We start from the raw sequence: 15,141 nt of genomic DNA on the forward strand, positions 1-15,141 counted from the left end.
ATGAAGGCCAGAGGCAATCCAAGTGACCCGTCACAAGCGAGGGAGGAGTGTTCGGGCAATAAAAAACCGCCTCAGCGGGCGGTTGGCAGTGGGAGGCATGGATATCAAAGCGCATCAACGCTGTATTCACCCAGAGGCGCTTCCTGGGTGAGCAGATGGATCACCTCTTCGGGCGCGCGCGGCTCTGGTTGAGGAGCGACCTCGTACTGCGCGGACTGGAGCTCGATAACGGAGTGGAAGAAAGTCATGACTTTTCCTTTCAAGTCGTTAGGGTGGGGCTGCGTCTCTATCCAACGTTTTCTGTCCGCAAATGGTTGACTACGTGTGTGAAAACCGCGTGACAACGACAAAGTGTTACTGGTGTCGCGCGTATGCCCACAAGGGCAGTGTGTGATGACGCTGTGGTGGCCGGTCTGCTATTGGATGCCTTGGTGGTTGATGGTGAGCAAGGGGGCACATCACAAATTTTTCAGAGGAATGAGACAGAGTGGGATACCGGTACGGTGTGCTGCATTCGTTGTTGGAAGGTTGAACATAGATGTGGCAAAAGCCGTTGGCGTGCGACTGATCCCAAGGGTGGTATTACGTTAGATGTGGTGGCCACGCAAGCACTTCGCGTAGACGTCGCAAACGTCGCTGTGGCTATGAGTTTTGCTCTGCCTTGTTGAAGCGTGTTGCGCATGGTTTGCTCTTTGAGGCTTTGTGCTTTCGTGACATGCGTTGACTGTGTGGTTGGGTCTCTGTCTGCAACAAGCTTTTCGTCGTATCAGTGATAAACAAACGTGATTGGCCAAGCCACGAAGCGTTGGTTGGAAGCGCGATCATCCGGCTGTCCGCTCGGATGTGGGTGAGTCGGCTTGCAGCGCATGGCTTGCATCGCATTCGTCCAAAGTATGGACCTAGCTTTGGTATGCATGGGTCTGCAGTTTCTTCGGACACGAGACAGTCGGTCTTGAAGGCATGCAGGCATGCCTTTTTTACACCCACTAAGCCATGACCAGTGACGCACCAACGGAGCGGTTGCAGGTGTGCTTAAAGCAGGATGGGTGTGGTACGAGAATCCCGAGGAAACCCTGGATTCAACGCGCTGACCGTTGGTCGTCAACCTCGTGGGGGCGCTTGATTTTTGGCACATACTGGGCACATCAGCGTTGAAAACTCAGGTGAATATGTGCTACCACTTGATGCGTCGAACCCGCTTTGGCTTGCGTCCATGTGCGCCATGTTCAGTGCCGAGTCGCCCGTGGGCAAGGCCGTCCTTGACAAGGATTTGCGCTACGTATTCATCAACCAGACTCTGGCCGACTTCAACGGGCGATCGACACAGTCGCACATAGGCCGCACTGTCCAGGAGGTACTCCCCGATGCCTTCCCCACCCTGGAGCCCCTGCTGCGCTCCGTGCTGGATCAAGGGGTGGTGCAAGGCAATCTGCATGTGAGCGTCGAGACGCCTAACTCCCCGGGTGGATTGAGTGAGTGGGAAGCCAGCTATTCCCCCATTCATTTGCCCGACGGCAGTGTCGGCGGGGTGTATGTGCAAGCGGTCAATCTGACCGCCAAGCTACGCGCCGAGCGCGCGCTGTCCAACAGCGAGAAGCACCTGCGCCGTGTGCTTGACAGCCTGTTTGCCTTTGTGGGGGTGATGCAGCCGGATGGGACGCTGATTGAGGCCAACCGTGCGCCGTTGGATGCCGCCGGCATTCAGGCGCAGGACGTACTGGGACGGCCATTCTGGGACACTTTTTGGTGGAACTATTCGACGGACATACAGGATTGGCTGCGCAACGCGATCAACCGGGTCGCGCAGGGCCAGGTGGTCCGCGAAGATGTGACGGTGCGCATGGTCGGTGATACGCGCATGACCCTGGACTTCATGCTGGTGCCGATGCGCGATGACCAGGATGTGATCACCCACCTGATCGCTTCCGCCATCGACATCTCGGATCGCTTGGCCGATCAGCATCGCATCGAGGCCGCTTTGCGGGAGCGCACGGTGCTGCTGCAGGAAGTGCACCACCGGGTGAAGAACAATCTGCAGATCATCGCGAGCCTGTTGCGCCTGCAGTCGCGCACGGCGGTACCCGAAGTGCAGCAAGCCTTGCAGGACAGCCAGAACCGTGTCATGGCGATGTCCTTGACGCACCAACTCTTGTACGAGCGCAACGATTACTCGTCCCTGGAACTCGGGCCGTACCTGAAGCGTTTGGTGGGCAGCCTGCGCGATGCGCACGGGGATCTGCTGCGGCGCGTGCAAATGCGTGCGGACGCCCCTGATTCGGGCATCAGCATTGACCTGCAGCAGGCCGTGCCTGTGGCCCTGGTCGTCAATGAGCTGCTGACCAATGCGCTCAAGCACGGCTTTCCGGCTGGCCGTGCCGGCGAGGTGGTGGTGAGTGCGCGTGAGGATGCGGGCCAGATCACGATTACCGTCTCTGATACGGGCATTGGACTGCCCGATGGCGCCAGCCAGGGCACGATTTCCAGCCTGGGCTTCAGCCTGATTGGCCTGCTGACCGAGCAGTTGCAAGCCACCATCCACTGGCCCCCATCCGGCGCTCCGGGCGCCACTTTCACCCTTCAACTGCCATTGCGTGCTCCCCTACGATGAACAGCATCCCGAACGCATCCGATCTGAGCCCTACCGCCCGGCTTTTGATCGTGGAGGATGAGCGGATCGTTGCACTGGACCTCAAGCTGACGCTTGAAGCCTTGGGCTTTGAAGTGGTGTCCACCGTGGCCACCGAGGCCGATGCGGTCCGCATGGCGATGTCATACCGCCCGGATCTGGTGCTGATGGACATCAACCTGGAAGCGGGGGGCGATGGCATCAATGCGGCCGTCGAACTGACGCGTTTTGCCGATGTGCCGGTGATCTTTCTGACCGCGTATGCGGACAATGAAATCTTGCGCCGTGCCAGCGCTGTCGCGCCGTATGGGTATCTGGTCAAACCAGTGCAGCAGCGAGAGTTGAACGCCACGGTGCAGATGGCGCTGGCGCGGGTGCGCGCATCGCGCGAGCGACTGCAGGCCGAGCGGCGATTGCGCTTGGCGCTCGACAACGCGCGCATGGGGGTGGTCACACTGACAGAGGGCGCGGACCTGGTGGAGATCGATGGGCACTTTCCGCCGATTGCCGACAAGGCGCTGCGCGGGCTGCGGATGGGGGTGGAGCAGTTCCTGCAACACCTCACCGATGATTCCCAGAGCAAGGTGCACAAGTTGCTGGAAGACGGTGAAGATCTGCACTTGCTGACGCGCTGGCGGCGCAAGAATGGCGAAGAGCGGCTGGGATGGATGGAGGTGCACGCGGGCTATGTGGTCAGCGAGCAGGCTGTGGTGGGGGTCTGCCGGGATGTGACGCGCGAGGTGGAGCGTGAAGAAGCCTTGCGTCAGGCTGCCGTGGTGTTCGAGTCGGCGGCCGATGCCATCCTGATTCTCGACCCCGAAGGGCGGGTGACCACGGCCAATCCGGCATTCACGCGGCTCACGGGTTGGCCCAACGCGGACATTCGTGGGCGGCACCCGAATGAGTTCCTGCATGCCCGCCGTGGCAGCGACCGGGAGCTGCTGAACGGAACGCCGATTGACTTTCTCGGTCACGCCGAAGTCGTTTGCCTGCGCCACGATGGCACCAGCTTCCCTGCCTGGGAGCACGTGGCCCCTGTGCGCGATGACTCCGGCAATGTGACGCACCGGGTGTTGACCTTCACGGACATTTCCGCCTTGCGCATGGCTGAGAGCCGGGTGCGCCACCTGGCGTACCACGATCCCCTGACAGGCCTGGGCAACCGCAACCAGCTGCGAGAGGTCCTGGCCAATCTGCCGGCCGCCGAGCCCGACGACGAGGCCGAGTGGGTCTTGATGTTCATCGACCTGGATGGCTTCAAGGTGATCAATGACAGCCTGGGCCATGAAGTCGGGGATTCGCTGCTGGTGGTGGTGGCCGATCGCATCCGGGGGGTGCTGCGGCAGGGGGATCAGGCGATCCGGTTGGGCGGGGATGAATTTGTGCTCTTGGTGCATTGCGCGCACGACAGCGATATCGAAGGGCTGGCAGACCGCCTGCTGCAGGTCATGCAGATTCCCCTGGATCTGGTGCCCGGCTCGTCGGTGCAGGTGTCTGCCAGCATCGGGGTGGCTGTCTTTATGCGAGACGGGGACACGGCCGACTCCTTGCTGCGCAGCGCCGATATCGCCATGTATGCCGCCAAGACCGCGGGGCGCAATCGCTTTGAGCGCTATCACCCCCGCATGGCCGAAGTGGCGAATGAACGGCTGGCGATCGAGCAGGGTTTGCTGCAGGCCATGCTCAACGGTGAACTGAGTCTGCATTGGCAGCCCCAGGTGTCGCTGGACGGGCGGCGTGTGGTGGGAGCGGAGGCCCTGCTGCGCTGGACCTCGGTGCAGCTGGGGCAGGTGGGGCCAGAGCGCTTCATCCCCGTGGCTGAAGAGAGTGGGATCATCCGCCCCCTGGGAACCTGGGTATTGCGCCAATCGCTGGCCACCTGGGCCGAATGGTGCCGGGCGGGACTGGTGCAAGGGCGGCTGGCCATCAACGTGTCGGCCTTGCAGTTGCAGGACGATACGTTCATCGATGTGCTGGCCCGCGAACTCAAGGAGGCTGGCCTCCAACCCCAGGATCTGGAGATTGAAGTCACCGAGACCGCCCTGCAGCGTGTGCCGCAGGTGGAGCAGCGCCTGACCCGCATTGCTGACCTGGGCATTCAAATTGCCCTCGACGACTTTGGGACGGGTTACTCCTCGCTGTCCATGCTCAAGCTGCTGCCCCTGAACCGGCTCAAGGTGGATCGCGCCTTTGTGCACGATGTGGTGACGACGCCGTCGGACCAGGCGATTGTTCGTGCGATTGCGGCCATGGCGGATGCGCTGGGTCTGGAGCTGATTGCAGAAGGGGTGGAGGAGGAGGATCAGCGGCAGTGGCTGGCCAACTTGGGCTTCAAAGAGGCGCAGGGCTGGTTTTTTGCCAAGGCCATGAGTGGCGTGGACTTCATGCGCTGGCTTGCGGATCGCGGCGATACGCCAGACCCTGCTGACCAGGGTCGTGCCTGAATCCATGCCAGCGGCTGTCATTGTGCTGTTGCTGCTGGGGTGTTCGCTGCCTGCATTGCTTCCCGGGCAGCGTCAATTTGGCGCTGCGCTGGCCGTGGTCGCGGTGCTGCAGGTCGTCTGGGTGGTCCTGGCGTTGCAGGACCTGGAGGCCAACCCCAGTGGTGGCGACGGACCAGCCTTTTTCGCACTCGTCTTTCTTTTCGGTGTGGCCCAGGTGGTTATTCTGGCTTCGGTACTGGGCCGGGGGCTGGTGCGCTGGTTGGCCCAGAAACTGAGTGGGCGCGCGCGGCAGAATGCCGTCCGCGGGCTGGTGGTGGTGGGGATGGTGCCGCTGGTAGTGGTGCTGCTGCTGCGCTGGGCTGACGGGGCTTCCGGCACGGCGGTGGTCTTGGCCGTGCTCGTAGGTTTTCCGCCTTTATGGCTGGGGGCGGCATTGACGCTGTGGCCCGGTCAGGCATCCATGCCGGGGCGTTCGCCCTGGTAGCAGCAGGCTGTGCATGCCTTGCGTCAAGGTCGTCCCCATCTTTTGCTGCGTCACTTTGTAAGTTTTTTCTTACAATTTGCGCAGGAGGAATTGGTATGCGCTGGTTATCGCGCTTGGCCTGCTGTGCGTTACTGGCGTGGCATGGCGCTGCATCTGCCCAGGTGTGGCGATGTCCAGGACCTGAGGGTCCGATCTTCACCGACAAACCCTGCGTCTACGATGGCGCGGTTCTGCACAAAAACTCGGCCTGGGAGGAGCGGGTGCGTCCGACGCAGCCCCAGCCGCCGCGCCGCGTGGCGCCCGCTTCGCGGGCTGTGCCGGCGCAGGCTTCGCCGACGCAACCAAGTGATGGCAACGACCTGCTCGCCAGCGAGGGGCATCCTGCTGAGCCGCCAGCCGATGTCCGTCCGAGGACACCCCCTCTGGAGAGTGCGGTCGCACCGCCCAGCACTCCACCACCCGCCACCGCGCAGCTGGAAGAGGACCGGCCCATGCCGCCGATGCCGTCCATGATTTCCATTTGTGCCGGAGGCTTTTGCCTGGGCCACTGAGTGCGGGGCGTTCAGCGTGTGTGGGGTGTGCCGACCGAGGTCGCCCAGGGGTCGTATTTGCTCTCCAGCCGGTAGTCGGGGTAGGCGCGCCGGTGTTGTTCCGACAGCCTGTGCAAGGCCAGGAACACATTGTCGGCAAAGCCCTGTCGCACGCTCGGGCGGTCATCACGTGTGAGCGATTGCATGTAGGGCAGGAACCCCGGCTGCCCCCATAAAGCCAGCAGCTGCTTCCCGATGTGCGGGTGGGCGTGGTTGATGGTCTTGAAATCTGCGTTGTCGTCGAGCATGACGTTGCTCCCGGTGGCTGCGGTGAAGTGCATGGTGGATACCGCAGCGGGTCTTCAGCCTCGGCCCATCTTCCAAGCCCCCCTGCGTTGTGCCTGTCGGTGCAGGGCGCATTCCACCCCACGCCGAGCGCCAGTCCATGCGTGGGAGGCGCTGTGCCGGCACGGTCCTTGCTGGCGCAGTGCTGCATGCTGCGCCCCTGCGTGTGCGACGGGCATCAAGACGATGCCTTATGTGTGCTCGGCGAGCACTGCGTCGCGCACGCCGTCCAAGGAGGGCGGGAATTTATGCGGAGCAATTTAGCGTGCTGGTGCACCAAGGCCCGGCGGATAGTCCAAAGTGCTGCACTGGAATTGCAACGGGATTCCAGGAGGAGGTCCAAAGATTGGAGAGAAATTGGCATCTAGCGCTCATCTAGTCTGCGCTAGCAGCTATCAAAAAAGAAATTCGCTGGTGGGCCATGACAACACCGCAGGTCTAGGCGTAGCCGGTGGGCGGTGACGGGGACTGTGTGATAGAGGTTCCACGTACACCTGGCCATGCGATTGGCGGTGCAGGCTGGAAAGCGTCGATGCGCTAGCATCGTGGGTTGATTTTTGTATACAGCTCTCACCGGCGGTGGTGCGGGCACCTTCGGGAGAGCTATGAAAGACGCCCAGCAGGCCCGTGTGCGATGGCACCAGCTCAGCCTTTACATCGATAACCATTTGCACGATCGCTACCTGGCGCCACCGTTGACGCTGGTGGTCGCGGCGTTGCTGACGCTGTGGGTGCCGGTCTGGCAGGCGGTGCTGTGGGCGGGGCTGGAGCTGGTGGCGATTGCGGTGTACACCTGTGTCTACCTGCAGTTTCGCCGTACTGCGAAGCCACTCGATGAGACCGTGTGGGTGCGCCGCATCGCCTGGGCGCACGGCGTTCACATGGTCATGTGGTCGTCCATCGTGATGTGGGCCTATGTGCCCGGCAATCTGACCAGCCTGATGTTTGTGATGCTGGTGCATGTGGGCCTGATCTCTTTGACGGTGGTGATGAGCAACCCGCACCGCCGGCTGCTGATGTCCGATCTGGTGGCGCCGACGGTGGCCCTGGTGGCGCCACCTGTGCTGGATGGCACGCTCTTCAGCGCCGGCCTGGCGCTGCTGGGCATCTTCTACATCGCCTTGATGCTCATGGTCGGTTTGAAAATTCATGCCAGTTCGACGGAAACCCTGGTGCTGCGCGAGCGCAACAGCGAACTGATCCGCGAACTGGAGCAGCAGCTCAAGACCGACGGGCTGACCGGCTTGAAGAACCGTGACCACTTCATCACCACGGCGCGCAATGAGCTGGAGCGCCATGCACGCTACCAGCAGCCGGTTGCGCTGCTGATGGTGGATATTGACCATTTCAAGCAGATCAACGACACCTACGGCCATCTGGCCGGTGACGAGGTGCTCAAGGCCGTGTCCAGCGTGTTTGTGGACATGGTGCGCACCAGCGATTGTCTGGCGCGCCTGGGCGGTGAGGAGTTCGCCGTGCTGATGCCGCAGACAGCGCTGGACGCGGCGATGGCGGCGGCGGAACGCTTGCGCATGGCCGTGGCCAAGGTGCGCTGCCCGCTGGACGATGACGTGGTGGCGCCGACCGTCAGCATCGGCATCGCGATTGCGCCCGATGGCAATGAAACCCTGTCCTCCCTGATGCGGCGCAGCGATTTGGCCATGTATGACGCCAAGGGACGGGGGCGCAACTGTGTGGTGGTGGCGCCCGACCGCAACGCCAAACAGGTGGCCTGAACGGCATCGCCTGGCTAGGCCACCATGGCCTGGCCAGGATCTGCGGGTTGTCTAGGGGGCTTTCTGTCGTCGCACGTAGGTGAACTCTTGCGTGGCGTGGGGCAGCGTCAAGGTCAGCGCATGACCCGTCAGCTGAAGCGCCGCCTGGTCAAAGCGCACTGCGCCGTAATTGCCGAGGCGGGCCCGCACCGTGAAGTGGTTGTGGGTGGGGTGAGCCGGGACCAAGATGGTCTCTGGGTAATGCCTGAACACTCCGTGCAGGCTCAGGTGGATGCTGTCGATCGGGAGCGCAACGTCCCCGGCCTCCAGGGAATCCTGGGTGAGGTGGTCGGCCGTGAACGCCTGCCCGTCCGACTCAAAGTGAACGCTGGTGATGTAGGACGCCACGGGCGTGCCTTCCTCCTGGAATACGACGCGTGCACCGGGGTGGCTGGCCTGGCTGGAGCGGACGAGTTCGAACTGCGGATCCGTGGAGGGCGCTGTGGAGTTCAGCACAATCTGCTGGCCCCGTTTTTCCCAGGTTCCTATATCGGTTTCGTCCGCCGATCCATAGATGAGGACAAACTTGTAGGAGCCATCGGCGCGCAGCTGGATGGCAGAAACCATTTCTCTCACCCCCTGGAGCTGGTAGGTACCGACAGGGCTGGCGAGGTCTTGGGCCCTAACGGCCTGGCCGCTGAAGCCGCTGCACGCCGCCATCCACATTGCGGTGCACTGCAGGAGCTGGCGGCGGGATGGTGTTGGGAAACCGGTCATGGCGTCACTCCCCGTGCGCACACGCTGCGCCAAAGTTGGACCAGGTGGGCTTGGAGGCCAAGTGCGCGTGCTTTTGCCGCTGGGGTGTGAACGCTGAGTCCAGCGTGCCCAGGGCGATGCAGATCCAGTCACTCCAGTCGCCATGGGTGCGGGACCAGAACAGCGGGGACCCGCAATGCCCGCAGAACTGGCGCCACACCGTGGCCGACGACGCATAGGCGCGCAGGTCTGTGTCACCGGCGGTGATGTGCAAGTCGTGGCGCGGAACGGCGCCGTAGGTCGCAAAGGCTGCGCCATGGCTTTTCTGGCACTGGCTGCAATGGCAGTGGGTGACCGCTTGGGGGGCTGAGTGCAAGGCGTAGCGGACCTTTGCGCAAAAGCAGCTCCCGAGGTAAGTTTCAGACACAGGCTCAGACCTTCTAGAGGCAAAACTGCCATCCTAACCACTGTGACTGGGCAGGTGCGCGGGCAATCGATGGGGTGGGGCCGGAAGTACAGGCCTGCGGCACCTTGGTTGGGTGATCCCGGCAGGCGCGGGCATGTCCGGGCGACGGTGGAGCCGCTCCTTAATCACGGGCAGGTACAGACCAGCATGCAGCCAAGCCGCAAGGCATCGCGGTGCGCCCATCGATGAGGGGTGCCAAAGTGCGGCGCAGTTTTTTTGGTGCCGAAAAAATCAGTTATACTTTTAGCTTGTCGGAGCGTAGCGCAGTCTGGTAGCGCATCTGCTTTGGGAGCAGAGGGTCGCGAGTTCGAATCCCGCCGCTCCGACCAAAATTGAAGGGCTAGATCGCAAGATCTAGCCCTTTCGTTTTTGCTGCCTTGCGTCTGGTGTGCACGACTTGGATGTGCGTGCGCAGCGCCCGGGCTGGCGCTGTGCAAGGCCTCAGCGGTTAGCGGCGTCCCCAGGTCATGACCGCGGTGCCGGCAATCGCCATGGCGCCGCCCACCAGCATGGGTGTATCGATGGTTTCGCCCAGCAGCAGTGCCGAGATCAGTACGCCGAACAGTGGCACCAGGGTGATGTAGCCCGAGGCCGCGCCCGCACCCAGGGTCTTGACGCCGTCGAAGTACCAGGCATAGGCCAGCGCGGTGGCGCCAAAGGCCAGGAACAGCAGGGCGCCCCAGGCGGTGCCATCGCTGTGCCAGACCAGGCCCAGGCTGCCAGGGCCTTCGACGATCAGGCTGGCCGCCAGCAGCATGGCGGCGCCGATGGTGCTGGTGACGGCGGTGGTGGACAGGGCGTCCACGCCGGTCAGCATCCAGCGGCCGATGAGGGTGTACAGCACCCAGCACACCACGCAGCCCAGAATCAGCAGCTCGCCCAGGCCGATGCTGCCTTGCAGGATGCCCAGCGGCTGCCCGTGCGAGATCACGACCACCGCACCCACCACCGCCAGCAGCATGCCGATGGCAATCGTGGGGTTCAGGCGTTCCTTGAACAGCCAGGCGGCCATCAGCAAGGTCATGACCGGATTCAAGGTGATCACCAGGGCCGCCTTGCCGGCCTGCAGGTGCTGAAGGCCCGACAGAAAGAACGCCGCGTAGCCAAAGACGCCGGTAGCACCGGCTGCCAGCATACCCAGCCAGCGCTGGGGGCTCCAGTGCCGCAGCTGGGCAAAGCCGCCGGCCCAGTACATCCAGGGAATCAGCACCAGCGCAGCCAGTGCGAAACGCAGGCAGGCGCCCGCCAGGGGGGGCATGGATTGGGCGATGATGCGCCCCGCAGGCCAGGAAGCGCCCCACAGCACGGCCATGCCGACCAGCCGCAGGTGGGGTGCAAAAAAGGTGTTCGATTGCATGGGGTGTGACTATGCACCAGTGCGGCGGGCGTGGCGCCCAGTGGCTGGCGCTGTGGGCCATCGTGCGGTCGATGGCCTGGGGATGGGGTGGAGATGGGCTAGAAAATGCCCAGGTACAAGCCGCTGGCCAGGGCTGCGCCCAGGGCCTGGCAGGGTTCCAGCGCGGCCGCGCTGAGTTGCTTGGGGGTAGCAATCGCCTCGGGTGTCTGGGCGTGGGTGCAGACGATCAGGGGCTCGGCCACGGGCTTGAGGCGCCAGCCCGTGGCAATGCGGGCGATCTGGCGGGCGGCGTTGCTGCCGTCGCTGCCCGCACAGACCAGGGTGGCGTAGGGACGGCCATTGATGCGGTCCAGGACTGCGTAATAGCTGCGGTCGAAGAAATCCTTCAGCAGGCCGCTGATGGCGGCCAGGTTCTCCGGGGTGGCGAAGACATAGCCGTCGGCCTGCAGCACATCCTGCGGACCGGCGTCGCGGGCGTGCAGCAGGCGCACATCGACTTCGGGCTGTGCCTGCTGCGCGCCCTGGCGCACGGCCTCGGCCATCTGGCGGGTGCCGCCGGTGTGCGTGTGGTAGACGATGAGCAGGGTGAGGGGGCGTTCCATGGCAGCAGCATACGCACAATCACTGCGTGTGAACGCTGAAAAAAAGAGAGCTGCCTGCGCTGGTTGCTTCACGGTTTCAGATGCTTTTGTATCTGAAATGGACGTGATGCCAGCGCGAACAGCTCTCTTTTTCTTGTCGGGTGATGGGGCGGATTACAGCTCTTCGACGCGGCGTGCGGGGTAGCTGTCCCAGCTCTGGCAGCCCGGGCAGTGCCAGAAATGCTGGCGGGCCTCGAAGCCGCAGGCGGCGCAGCGGTAGCGGCTCAGGGGCTTGCTGGCGTGCTCCAGCGCCTTTTGCACGACGGGGTGGTGCTCTTCGTGCGTCAGGGGTTCACCGGCCAGCCATTTGGTGGCTGCGACCAGCGAGGGCTCCAGGCCCAGGTGGTGCACGTACCAGTCGCGGCGATCGCCCTGGCCTTCGGTGGGCGTGGTGTTCAGCGCCACCAGGGCATCCAGCAGATCCAGCGAGGGCGATTGGGCGTAGCGTGCGCGCAGCAGTTGCGCTGCTGCTGCCTGCTGGCCCGTGGCGGCCGCCACCTCCAGCATCAGCGGCACGGCCAGTGGCAGGCCCTGGGGCGTGCTCTGGGCCAGTTCCTCCAGCGTCTTCCAGGCGTCGTGCGACTGACTCAGGCGGTGCTGGATGCGTGCCAGCTCGATGCGTGGGCGTGGGGTCTGCGGGGCCGTGCGCACGGCCTCGTGCAGCAGCTGGCTTGCGGTGTCCAGCTGGGCGTGGCTGGCCTGCTCGGTCGCCTGTTCGCACAGGTAGTGCGCCAGGCGGCCGCTGAAGTCGCCCTGGTTGGCGGCCTGCATGCGGCGCGCGATCTCGGCCGCCTGCACCCAGTCGCGCGAGCGTTCGTAGATGGCCAGCAGGGCCAGGCGGGCTTCGGCCTCGTAGGCCGTGCCTTCCAGGCGGCGCAGCGCTTCTTCGGCGCGGTCCAGCAGGCCCGCCTTCAGAAAGTCCTGGGCCAGGCCGTGCTGGGCGCGTTCGCGGTCGTCCTTGCCCAGGTCGGCGCGCGACAGCAGGTGTTCGTGCACGCGCACGGCGCGGTGGTATTCACCGCGGCGACGGAACAGATTGCCCAGGGCGAAGTGCAGGTCCGCGGTCTCGGGGTCGTTCTGCACGGCTTCGATGAAGGCGTCGATGGCCTTGTCCTGCTGCTCGTTGAGCAGGAAGTTCAGGCCTTTGAAATAGGCCTTGGGCGCCTGGCGGTTGTCCTGGCGCACCTGGCGCAAGTCCATGCGCGAGGCCAGCCAGCCGAGGGCGAAGGCCACCGGCAGGCCAAGCAGAATCCAGCTGAGGTCAAATTCCATGGATCGTCGGGGGGAGTGGTTCGGCGGGGGCGGGCGCTGCGGCCTGCGTTTCGGGTTCGGTCGCGGTCTGGCTGAGCTTGGCGGCCGTGCTGCGCTGTTTCCACCAACGCGGCACCATCACCAACACGCCGGCGATCAATCCGCCGACAAAGGCCGCCAGCACCACCAGTACCAGCGGTGCCTGCCACTGCGTGCCAAAGAAAAAGTGCACGGTGGCGGTTTGCTGGTTGTTGAGCGCGAAGGCGAACAGGGTGAAAAAAATGGCCGCCTTGAGCAGCCACAGCAGGTATTTCATGCGAGCCCTTCCTTGTTGCCCTGGATTTTAGGCGCACAGGGCGGCAGGCGGGCAATTGGTGGGGATGTCGTGCGCAGGACGTCAGTCTGCGGTCGGGGTGGTCGCAGGTGTGCCCTGGAAGTCCACGGCTTCGCGCAAGGCCTTGCCGGGTTTGAAATGCGGCACCCGCTTTTCGGGGATGTGGACCGATTCACCGCTGCGGGGATTGCGGCCAATGCGCGCAGGGCGGCGGGACACGGAGAAGCTGCCAAAGCCACGGATCTCGATGCGTTGGCCATGCACCAGGGCATCGCTCACGGCATCTTGGATGGTTTTGACGGCGTGCTCGGCATCGCGCTGTGTGAGTTGGGCAAAACGTGCGGCCAGCTCTTCAACTAAGTCAGATCGGGTCATGAAGCAATTATCCCAAGCAGTACCTGGAAAAGACGGCGGGCGCCGTGACAGCGCCCGCCGGGGTCTTGCTACCTGTGAATCAGGTGCAGACTTTACTTGTCAGCGTCCAGCTTGGCGCGCAGCAGGGCGCCCAGGCTGGTGGTGCCGGCATTTTCCTTGGAGGACTGGGCCGACAGGGAAGCCATGGCTTCTTGCTGCTCAGCCATGTCCTTTTGCTTGATGGACAGCTGGATGTTGCGGGTCTTGCGATCCACGTTGATCACCACGGCGGTCACTTCGTCGCCTTCCTTCAGCACGGAACGGGCATCTTCCACGCGATCGCGGGACAGTTCGGACACGCGCAGGTAACCCACGATGTCGTCGCCCAGATCGATTTCAGCGCCACGCTGGTCCACGGTCTTGACCTTGCCGGTCACGATCTGGCCCTTGTCGTTCACGGTAGCGAACGTGGTGAAGGGGTCGCTGTCCAGCTGCTTGATGCCCAGGGAGATGCGCTCGCGCTCGACGTCCACGCCCAACACGATGGCTTCGACTTCTTGGCCCTTCTTGTAGTTACGCACGGCGGCTTCGCCGGTTTCGTTCCAAGACAGGTCAGACAGGTGCACCAGGCCGTCGATACCGGCAGCCAGACCCACGAACACGCCGAAGTCGGTGATGGACTTGATGGGGCCCTTCACGCGGTCGCCGCGCTTGGTGTTCTGAGCAAATTCTTGCCAAGGGTTGGCCTTGCATTGCTTCATGCCCAGGGAGATGCGACGCTTGTCTTCGTCGATTTCCAGAACCATCACTTCCACTTCGTCACCCAGCGAAACCAGCTTGGAAGGAGCGATGTTCTTGTTGGTCCAGTCCATTTCGGAAACGTGCACCAGGCCTTCGATGCCGGGTTCCAGTTCCACGAATGCGCCGTAGTCGGCAATGTTCGTGACCTTGCCGAACAGGCGGGTGTTGGAAGGATAGCGGCGAGCCACACCCATCCATGGGTCGTCGCCCATTTGCTTCAGACCCAGGGACACGCGGTTCTTTTCGGTGTCGAACTTCAGGATCTTGGCAGTGATTTCCTGGCCAGCGGTCACCACTTCGGAAGGGTGACGCACGCGGCGCCATGCCATGTCGGTGATGTGCAGCAGGCCGTCGATGCCGCCCAGGTCCACGAACGCACCGTATTCGGTGATGTTCTTGACCACGCCTTGCACGATGGCGCCTTCCTTCAGGGTTTCCATCAGCTTGGCGCGCTCTTCGCCCATGGAGGCTTCCACCACAGCGCGACGCGACAGCACAACGTTGTTGCGCTTGCGGTCCAGCTTGATGACCTTGAATTCCATGGTCTTGTTCTCGTAAGGAGTCAGATCCTTGACGGGACGTGTGTCGATCAGCGAACCGGGCAGGAATGCGCGGATGCCGTTGACCAGAACGGTCAGGCCGCCCTTGACCTTGCCGGAGGTGGTGCCGGTCACGAATTCGCCGGATTCCAGCGCCTTTTCCAGCGACAGCCAGGAGGCCAGACGCTTGGCGGTGTCGCGCGACAGGATGGTGTCGCCGTAGCCGTTTTCGATCGAGCCGATGGCCACGGACACGAAGTCACCCACTTGGACTTCGATTTCGCCCTGGTCGTTCTTGAACTCGTCGATTGGCACATAGGCTTCCGACTTCAGGCCAGCGTTCACCACCACGAAGTTGTGCTCAACGCGCACGACTTCAGCGGTAATGACTTCGCCGGGACGCATTTCAGTGCGTTGCAACGATTCTTCGAAAAGGGCGGCAAAAGATTCAGACATGTAGATCCTTACCCGCTTACAGATTTCCGGCAGCACCATTGC

General features: G+C 63.1%; 14 protein-coding genes and 1 tRNA gene. 5 read left to right on the plus strand and 10 right to left on the minus strand.

Going from position 1 to position 15,141, the window contains the following annotated elements; all coding sequences use genetic code 11:
• Nucleotides 1-104: 104 nt before the first annotated feature.
• Nucleotides 105-248 carry a hypothetical protein gene (locus tag FYM52_RS18700; RefSeq protein ID WP_162858914.1) on the minus strand — a complete coding sequence of 48 codons (144 nt, stop codon included), beginning with the start codon at nucleotides 246-248 and terminating at the stop codon, nucleotides 105-107.
• Nucleotides 249-1,213: 965 nt separating this feature from the next.
• Here FYM52_RS18700 and FYM52_RS00135 point away from each other — a divergent pair.
• Genes FYM52_RS00135 through FYM52_RS00145 form a run of 3 tightly spaced genes read left to right on the plus strand, consistent with a single transcriptional unit; the run spans nucleotide 1,214 to nucleotide 5,554 of the window.
• Nucleotides 1,214-2,608, plus strand: a complete 1,395-nt coding sequence (locus FYM52_RS00135; protein WP_154162597.1) for a sensor histidine kinase — start codon at nucleotides 1,214-1,216, stop codon at nucleotides 2,606-2,608.
• A gap of 50 nt (nucleotides 2,609-2,658) precedes the next feature.
• Nucleotides 2,659-5,070 carry an EAL domain-containing protein gene (locus FYM52_RS00140; protein ID WP_370513783.1) on the plus strand — a complete coding sequence of 804 codons (2,412 nt, stop codon included), beginning with the start codon at nucleotides 2,659-2,661 and terminating at the stop codon, nucleotides 5,068-5,070.
• Nucleotides 5,063-5,554 carry a hypothetical protein gene (locus tag FYM52_RS00145; protein WP_154162599.1) on the plus strand — a complete coding sequence of 164 codons (492 nt, stop codon included), beginning with the start codon at nucleotides 5,063-5,065 and terminating at the stop codon, nucleotides 5,552-5,554. Before FYM52_RS00140 ends, FYM52_RS00145 begins: the two co-directional genes overlap by 8 nt.
• Before the next feature lie 562 nt (nucleotides 5,555-6,116).
• Here the strand turns inward: FYM52_RS00145 and FYM52_RS00150 are convergent.
• Nucleotides 6,117-6,425 carry a hypothetical protein gene (locus FYM52_RS00150; RefSeq protein ID WP_154162600.1) on the minus strand — a complete coding sequence of 103 codons (309 nt, stop codon included), beginning with the start codon at nucleotides 6,423-6,425 and terminating at the stop codon, nucleotides 6,117-6,119.
• A gap of 609 nt (nucleotides 6,426-7,034) precedes the next feature.
• Between FYM52_RS00150 and FYM52_RS00155 the strand changes: the two genes are divergently transcribed.
• Nucleotides 7,035-8,165 carry a GGDEF domain-containing protein gene (locus FYM52_RS00155; protein WP_154162601.1) on the plus strand — a complete coding sequence of 377 codons (1,131 nt, stop codon included), beginning with the start codon at nucleotides 7,035-7,037 and terminating at the stop codon, nucleotides 8,163-8,165.
• 51 nt (nucleotides 8,166-8,216) lie between these two features.
• On the opposite strand, the gene FYM52_RS00160 is transcribed toward FYM52_RS00155, so the two are convergent.
• Nucleotides 8,217-8,921: a hypothetical protein gene (locus FYM52_RS00160; protein WP_154162602.1), complete on the minus strand. Its 705-nt coding sequence runs from the start codon at nucleotides 8,919-8,921 to the stop codon at nucleotides 8,217-8,219.
• Nucleotides 8,922-8,925: 4 nt separating this feature from the next.
• Complete coding sequence (locus FYM52_RS00165; RefSeq protein WP_042417119.1) at nucleotides 8,926-9,327, minus strand: GFA family protein; 402 nt, start codon at nucleotides 9,325-9,327, stop codon at nucleotides 8,926-8,928.
• Between the two features lie 291 nt (nucleotides 9,328-9,618).
• On the opposite strand from FYM52_RS00165, the gene FYM52_RS00170 reads away from it, so the two are divergent.
• Nucleotides 9,619-9,695: transfer RNA gene (locus FYM52_RS00170), tRNA-Pro, on the plus strand.
• Nucleotides 9,696-9,814: 119 nt separating this feature from the next.
• Here FYM52_RS00170 and FYM52_RS00175 read toward each other — a convergent pair.
• The 6 genes from FYM52_RS00175 to rpsA form a co-directional block, all read right to left on the minus strand.
• Nucleotides 9,815-10,723 carry a DMT family transporter gene (locus FYM52_RS00175; RefSeq protein WP_154162604.1) on the minus strand — a complete coding sequence of 303 codons (909 nt, stop codon included), beginning with the start codon at nucleotides 10,721-10,723 and terminating at the stop codon, nucleotides 9,815-9,817.
• 98 nt (nucleotides 10,724-10,821) lie between these two features.
• The gene (locus FYM52_RS00180) at nucleotides 10,822-11,325 is read right to left on the minus strand and encodes a flavodoxin family protein (RefSeq protein WP_154162605.1); all 504 of its coding nucleotides are present in this window, start codon (nucleotides 11,323-11,325) and stop codon (nucleotides 10,822-10,824) included.
• Nucleotides 11,326-11,478: 153 nt separating this feature from the next.
• On the minus strand, nucleotides 11,479-12,636 hold the full coding sequence (lapB, locus tag FYM52_RS00185; protein ID WP_154162606.1) for a lipopolysaccharide assembly protein LapB: 1,158 nt from the start codon (nucleotides 12,634-12,636) through the stop codon (nucleotides 11,479-11,481).
• Complete coding sequence (locus FYM52_RS00190) at nucleotides 12,626-12,931, minus strand: lipopolysaccharide assembly LapA domain-containing protein (protein WP_042417109.1); 306 nt, start codon at nucleotides 12,929-12,931, stop codon at nucleotides 12,626-12,628. The genes lapB and FYM52_RS00190 overlap by 11 nt, the downstream gene beginning before the upstream one ends.
• An 81-nt stretch (nucleotides 12,932-13,012) precedes the next feature.
• Nucleotides 13,013-13,324 carry an integration host factor subunit beta gene (locus FYM52_RS00195; RefSeq protein WP_042417108.1) on the minus strand — a complete coding sequence of 104 codons (312 nt, stop codon included), beginning with the start codon at nucleotides 13,322-13,324 and terminating at the stop codon, nucleotides 13,013-13,015.
• A gap of 92 nt (nucleotides 13,325-13,416) precedes the next feature.
• A complete protein-coding gene (gene rpsA, locus FYM52_RS00200; RefSeq protein WP_042417105.1) occupies nucleotides 13,417-15,099 on the minus strand; it encodes a 30S ribosomal protein S1 in 1,683 nt (560 codons plus the stop codon).
• Between the last annotated feature and the right edge of the window lie 42 nt (nucleotides 15,100-15,141).

Origin of the sequence: Comamonas sp. CAH-2 (genome assembly GCF_009668305.1) — a bacterium.
Classification (GTDB): Bacteria; Pseudomonadota; Gammaproteobacteria; order Burkholderiales; family Burkholderiaceae_C; genus Comamonas; species Comamonas aquatica.

Excerpts from the sequence above, each read along its gene's own strand:
- FYM52_RS00175 (WP_154162604.1), bottom strand. The coding sequence starts at position 10,723 with ATGCAATCGAACACCTTTTTTGCACCCCACCTGCGGCTGGTCGGCATG.
- lapB (WP_154162606.1), bottom strand. The coding sequence starts at position 12,636 with ATGGAATTTGACCTCAGCTGGATTCTGCTTGGCCTGCCGGTGGCCTTC.
- rpsA (WP_042417105.1), bottom strand. The coding sequence starts at position 15,099 with ATGTCTGAATCTTTTGCCGCCCTTTTCGAAGAATCGTTGCAACGCACT.
- FYM52_RS00160 (WP_154162602.1), bottom strand. The coding sequence starts at position 8,921 with ATGACCGGTTTCCCAACACCATCCCGCCGCCAGCTCCTGCAGTGCACC.
- FYM52_RS00135 (WP_154162597.1), top strand. The coding sequence starts at position 1,214 with ATGTGCGCCATGTTCAGTGCCGAGTCGCCCGTGGGCAAGGCCGTCCTT.
- FYM52_RS18700 (WP_162858914.1), bottom strand. The coding sequence starts at position 248 with ATGACTTTCTTCCACTCCGTTATCGAGCTCCAGTCCGCGCAGTACGAG.
- FYM52_RS00155 (WP_154162601.1), top strand. The coding sequence starts at position 7,035 with ATGAAAGACGCCCAGCAGGCCCGTGTGCGATGGCACCAGCTCAGCCTT.
- FYM52_RS00150 (WP_154162600.1), bottom strand. The coding sequence starts at position 6,425 with ATGCACTTCACCGCAGCCACCGGGAGCAACGTCATGCTCGACGACAAC.
- FYM52_RS00190 (WP_042417109.1), bottom strand. The coding sequence starts at position 12,931 with ATGAAATACCTGCTGTGGCTGCTCAAGGCGGCCATTTTTTTCACCCTG.
- FYM52_RS00195 (WP_042417108.1), bottom strand. The coding sequence starts at position 13,324 with ATGACCCGATCTGACTTAGTTGAAGAGCTGGCCGCACGTTTTGCCCAA.
- FYM52_RS00180 (WP_154162605.1), bottom strand. The coding sequence starts at position 11,325 with ATGGAACGCCCCCTCACCCTGCTCATCGTCTACCACACGCACACCGGC.